The 4,458-nt window shown below is 62.6% G+C and carries 3 protein-coding genes and 1 pseudogene; 3 read left to right on the forward strand and 1 reads right to left on the reverse strand.

Features of this window, described 5'->3' with window-relative positions; genetic code table 11:
- Positions 1–691, reverse strand: a 691-nt coding sequence (locus HX846_RS26035) for an aromatic amino acid ammonia-lyase (RefSeq protein ID WP_178966370.1), incomplete at its 3' end; no start/stop codon positions are given.
- A gap of 135 nt (positions 692–826) precedes the next feature.
- Here HX846_RS26035 and HX846_RS26040 point away from each other — a divergent pair.
- The 3 genes and pseudogenes from HX846_RS26040 to HX846_RS26050 all read left to right on the forward strand — a co-directional run.
- Positions 827–1,765 carry a LysR substrate-binding domain-containing protein gene (locus HX846_RS26040; RefSeq protein WP_003212414.1) on the forward strand — a complete coding sequence of 313 codons (939 nt, stop codon included), beginning with the start codon at positions 827–829 and terminating at the stop codon, positions 1,763–1,765.
- Between the two features lie 117 nt (positions 1,766–1,882).
- On the forward strand, positions 1,883–3,922 hold the full coding sequence (locus tag HX846_RS26045) for an NADPH-dependent 2,4-dienoyl-CoA reductase (RefSeq protein ID WP_003212416.1): 2,040 nt from the start codon (positions 1,883–1,885) through the stop codon (positions 3,920–3,922).
- A 57-nt stretch (positions 3,923–3,979) separates the two neighbouring features.
- A pseudogene (locus HX846_RS26050) lies at positions 3,980–4,458 on the forward strand (1-aminocyclopropane-1-carboxylate deaminase); the annotation flags it as partial.

A 4,458-nucleotide genomic window follows, 5' to 3' on the forward strand; every position in this document is an offset into this window, starting at 1 on the left:
ACATGGCCGCCGCCACGTCCGCCAGGTCGGCAGCCTGCATCGCGTTGTACAGCGCCAGCGTAGCGATGGCGGTCACCGACGTGGTGCCGTTCAACATCGCCAGGCCTTCCTTGCACTGCAGGTCGGTCGGTTGCAGGCCGACCTGTTGCAGGGCGGTTGCGCCATCCACCAGTGCACCGCCCTTGACGCTGGCGCGGCCTTCGCCGAGCAGCACCAGGGCCAGGTGGCCTTCTACCGCGAGGTAACCCACCGAGCCTTCGCCCGGCGCAAAGGGCACCACGTCGTGGTTGAGCAGGCCGGCGATCAGTTCCAGCAGTTCCAGGCGCACCCCGGAGTAGCCTTTGCCCAGGCTGATCAACACCATCAACTGGATCGCCCGCACCTGTTCACGCACCAGCGGTTCGCCGACGGAAACAGCGTGGGAACGCACGATGTTGACTTGCAGTTCCTTGGCGTTTTCCGGCGAGATCACATGCCGCACGTTGTCGCCAAAACCGGTGGTCACGCCGTACACCAAACGGTTTTCATCGAGGAATCGCTCGATCAACCCACGGGACTTTTTAACCCGGTTCTTGTAACTGTCGGCAAACGAAACAGTGGCCGAATAGCGGGCGATCGCCACGAACTCTTCGATGCTGGGTTCTCTGTCGCCTAACACGACATGGGTAATTTGTTCAGGCAGGGTTTTCATCAGCGACTCCAGCAGGGCGTAACGCAATGGGGTGGGAAGTGGTTTAACTCTACGGGTTGCACTGACTGAAGAAAATATGAGGTTTTCTGTTACTTTTAGTAGAAAATCTAAACTGCTGAAGTCGCGAGATTCCCCATGAGCCGTTTACCGCCGTTGCGCGCGTTGCAAGTGTTTGAAGTGGTGGGCCACTGCGCCGGTATGTCCCAGGCGGCGATTCGCCTGGGGATCTCGGTGGGCGCTGTCAGCCAGCAAATGAAACTGCTCGAAGATGCCCTGGGCATGAAGCTGACGCTCAAGGACGGCCAGCGCCTGCGCTTGAACAGCGTCGGCGAACGCCTGCACGCCCGCTGCACCGCGGCGTTCGAAGAACTCAGGCTGGCGGTGGCCGAGGCCGAGCGGGCGAAGAATCCCAACAACCTGTATATCAGTTGCCTGCCTTCGCTGATGACCAAATGGCTGTCGCCGCTGATCGACGAGTGGGGGCAGGACGAAACCGACCTGGACATCTACCTCGACAGCACCCTCGATGATGCATCGGGGGAGGAAAGTGCCGACTTTCGCATCGGTTATGGCGAGCACCCCGAGCATGCCGGGCATAGCGTGCCGCTGTTCCGCGATTGTGTGGTGCCCACCTGTTCACCGCAGTTGCTGGAACGGGTTGCGTGCGCGCGGGACTTGCTCGATTACCGCCTGATCGGCATCGACTCGCGGCCCAAATTCGATTCGCCGCCTTCGTGGACCCAATGGTTCAGCGAGCTGGAAGGGCAAACCGGCCAGCCCATCGTGATCCGCCGCAATTACTCATCATCGATTACCGCGATCCAGGCGGCCATCGACCGGCAAGGCATCGTGCTGGCGCAGTTCTCAATGATCGCCGGGGACCTGCGCGCCGGTCGGCTGGTGATTCCCTGGCGGTTCGCCGTGCCGCTGGCGGCGCCGTACTACCTGAGTTGGCACCCCAATACCCTGCACAAACAGCAGTGCCGCGGGTTTCAACGCTGGATGATCGGGCAGGGGCAGAAACAGGAGAAAATTACCGCTGCCATGCTTTCTGCTGCGCACTTTGATCATTAAGTTGTCACTTACGGTCATTGAGCGCCAGCCGGCGGACTCTTAGTCTGTGGGACATAAACCGATGGAGTGCCATTCGAGCGCTCCACGTCCCGTGATGATCCGTTGTGGAGTTGTACCATGACCGCTGCTGCCTACCCGCACTTGCTGGCCCCGTTGGACCTGGGTTTTACCACCCTGCGCAACCGTACCCTTATGGGCTCGATGCACACCGGCCTTGAAGAGAAACCCGGCGGCTTCGAGCGCATGGCGGCCTATTTTGCCGAACGTGCCCGTGGCGGCGTGGGCCTGATGGTCACCGGCGGCATTGGCCCCAACGATGAAGGCGGGGTGTATGGCGGTGCGGCCAAGCTGACCACCGACGAAGAAGCGCAGAAGCACAAGATCGTCACCCGGGCGGTGCACGAGGCGGGCGGCAAGATCTGCATGCAGATCCTCCACGCCGGGCGTTATGCCTACAGCCCGAAGCAGGTGGCACCGAGCGCAATCCAGGCGCCGATCAACCCGTTCAAGCCCAAAGAGCTGGACGAAGAAGGCATCGAAAAACAGATCAATGATTTCGTCACCTGCTCGGTGCTGGCCCAGGTCGCCGAGTACGACGGCGTGGAAATCATGGGTTCGGAAGGCTACTTCATCAACCAGTTCCTCGCCGCCCACACCAACCACCGCACCGACCGTTGGGGTGGCAGCTACGAAAACCGCATGCGCCTGCCGGTGGAAATCGTGCGCCGGGTGCGCGAAGCCGTAGGCCCGAATTTCATCATCATCTTCCGCCTGTCGATGCTCGACCTGGTAGAAGGCGGCAGCACCTGGGAAGAAATCGTGCAGTTGGCCAAGGCCATCGAGCAGGCCGGTGCAACCATCATCAACACCGGCATCGGCTGGCACGAAGCGCGGATCCCGACCATCGCCACCAAGGTGCCGCGTGGCGCGTTCAGCAAGGTCACCGCGAAGTTGCGCGGTGCGGTGCAGATTCCATTGATCACCACCAACCGGATCAACACCCCGGAAATCGCCGAGCAGATTTTGGCCGAAGGCGATGCCGACATGGTCTCGATGGCTCGCCCATTCCTCGCCGACCCGGACTTCGTCAACAAGGCTGCCGAAGGCCGCGCCGATGAGATCAACACCTGCATCGGCTGCAACCAGGCCTGCCTGGACCACACCTTCGGCGGCAAGCTGACCACCTGCCTGGTCAACCCGCGTGCGTGCTACGAGACCGAGCTCAACTACCTGCCGGTCAAGCAGATCAAGAAAATCGCCGTGGTCGGTGCCGGTCCTGCGGGCCTGGCGGCCGCCACCGTCGCCGCCGAGCGTGGGCATCAGGTGACGCTGTTCGATTCGGCCAGCGAGATCGGCGGCCAGTTCAACATCGCCAAGCGTGTGCCGGGCAAGGAAGAGTTCTTCGAGACCCTGCGCTACTTCAAGCGCAAGTTGCAGACCACTCACGTCGAACTGTGCCTGAATACTCGGGTCGACGTTGAGCAGCTTGTTGCGGGCGGTTATGACGAGATCATCCTCGCGACCGGCATCGCGCCGCGTATTCCGGCGATTCCCGGCGTGGAAAACGCCAAGGTATTGAGCTACCTCGACGTGATCCTGGAGCGTAAGCCGGTGGGCCATCGCGTGGCGGTGATCGGTGCCGGCGGTATCGGTTTTGACGTCTCGGAATTCCTCGTGCACCAGGGCGTGTCCACCAGCCTGGACCGCGAGGCGTTCTGGAAAGAATGGGGCATCGACACCCACCTTGAAGCCCGCGGCGGTGTGGCCGGGATCAAGCCCGAGCGCCATGCGCCGGCGCGTGAAGTGTTCCTGCTGCAGCGCAAGACGTCCAAGGTCGGCGACGGCCTGGGCAAGACCACCGGCTGGATTCATCGCACCGGTCTGAAGAACAAACAGGTGCAGATGCTCAACAGCGTCGAGTACCTGAAGATCGACGATGAGGGCCTGCACATCCGCATCGGCGCCGAGGGTGAACCGAAGGTGCTGGCGGTGGACAACATCGTGATCTGTGCCGGGCAGGACCCGCTGCGGGAATTGCAGGACGGCCTGGTGGCGGCCGGGCAGAACGTGCACCTGATCGGCGGCGCGGACGTGGCGGCCGAGCTGGATGCCAAGCGCGCCATCAACCAGGGTTCGCGCCTGGCGGCCGAGCTGTAAACACGTAAAAGGGGCGGTGGTAGACTACCGCCCCTTTTCTTGTGCAGAACCGCCCTCATGGGTCCTTTCGACTGGCTTCCCCACGCGCCCCTTGAACCCCTGAAGCTGGACTGGATGGGGCCGGTGGAAGTCGCCGTACTGCGCCTGGATCGCATCGACCCGCTGATCAGCGGCAACAAGTGGTTCAAGCTCACCGAGCACCTGGCGCAAGGCCGGGCGGCGGGCGCCAGGGGGATCATCAGCCTGGGCGGCGCTTACTCCAATCACCTGCATGCACTGGCGGCGGCCGGGAAACGCTTCGGCTTTCCTACCGTTGGCTTGCTGCGTGGCCATCCACAAGACACGCCCACGGTGCTCGACCTCAAGGCCTTCGGCATGCAACTGCATTGGCTGGGGTATGGCGGCTATCGCGCGCGCAACGAGCCGGACTTCTGGCTGCCCTGGCGCGAGCAGTATCCGCACCTGCACCCGGTACCTGAAGGCGGCGGGGGCCTGGCGGGCGCGTTGGGTTGCGGGGTTTTGGTGAATCAGGCGCA

It is taken from the genome of Pseudomonas sp. K5002 (assembly GCF_013386655.1).
GTDB lineage: Bacteria > Pseudomonadota > Gammaproteobacteria > Pseudomonadales > Pseudomonadaceae > Aquipseudomonas.